The organism is Bacillus sp. 05T31 (genome assembly GCF_056396725.1).
The window spans coordinates 1-1150 of the sequence record NZ_JBFTMA010001004.1 but is presented as its reverse complement, the minus strand read 5'-3'; the positions used below and the strand labels follow the sequence as shown (position 1 = coordinate 1150).

The following is a 1150-nucleotide window of genomic DNA, read 5'->3' as shown; positions in this document are numbered from 1 at the left end:
GATAACACCAAACAGGTAAGTTTAGTAGTTTACCCGGTGTAAGTGTACTATTAACTGAAGAATGATCCAACATACAACGACCTGCTGGGACGAAATAAAGCTTCTTTACTGTCATTATGTATCCACCTTTATAAATAATTTAGGAAAAAACAATACAATATAATATTTCGCTTATTAGAAATAAACTCCTTCTCACCTTTCATTATTTCAACTATTATTTTTTCAATTGTTCATAACTTTTCATTACAAATTCAGTGATACTGGAAAGCCTATGCAGGAATTCAGCCCACCTTTAGGCACAGGATAAAAGTGTCACCTTTCCGTAGAAAAGTAAACGTCAAGTAACTTCAAAATACACAACAAAGGTTGATTTTAGAGTTACTTTTCCACATTGGTATACTTTGTCTTATTCTCCTTTTTTGGGGGATGGGCAAAAACACCCAAATAAAGCATTCTCAAAGTGGTTTGTTAAAAATTTGTTATATTGGGCTTAAAAAAAGGAAAGTAATATTTATTTGTAGAAAATTTTTAAGGATAAAAATGAATGTAAAAATAGAATGACTATCTACGATAAGAAAAGGGGGTACTTATATATGCTAACAAATGATTTAGATTTCCGATTAGAACCACGTTTAAAAGAACTGTATGAACAACATAAAATAAGAGCGCAGAAGATAGACTGGGGTTATCATGAGTTTTTACCATGGGATAAGGGAATGGACTTTAAAAGAGTTCCTTGGGATGAAAGTCAAGTTACTCTTCCTTCTGGTKTAATTACGGCYATTGARACAGCTTTATTAACAGAAGTGAATTTACCRTGGTTTACAACGTATTTATCKGCGACYTTTAAAGGRTCCCTTTCTGTTATTACAGAYTTTATTCATACTTGGACCTCAGAAGAGGATCAACATTCGAATTTATTGGAGACATATTTACTGCTCACTCGAAGTGTGAACCCTAAGAGAATACATGAATTAAGAAAGTCAGTCGTTGAGGGTGGATTTGAGCCTGATTTTCATACACCAATCGAAGCAATGACGTATACGACGCTACAAGAACTTGCAACGATGGTGTTTTACAATAATGTAGCTAAGGTTGCAAGTAAGCACGATCCAGATCTTGCTACATTATTACGCCGTCTTGCAAGCAA

Annotated in this window: 1 protein-coding gene and 1 pseudogene; one reads left to right on the top strand and one right to left on the bottom strand. The window is 34.1% G+C overall.

Features of this window, described 5'->3' with window-relative positions; all coding sequences use genetic code 11:
- Positions 1-115: pseudogene (locus AC1DJR_RS30730) on the bottom strand (quorum-quenching N-acyl homoserine lactonase AiiA); the annotation flags it as partial.
- A 478-nt stretch (positions 116-593) separates the two neighbouring features.
- On the opposite strand from AC1DJR_RS30730, the gene AC1DJR_RS30725 reads away from it, so the two are divergent.
- Positions 594-1150 (top strand): acyl-ACP desaturase (locus AC1DJR_RS30725; RefSeq protein ID WP_477004340.1); only part of this gene is annotated, 557 nt, incomplete at its 3' end.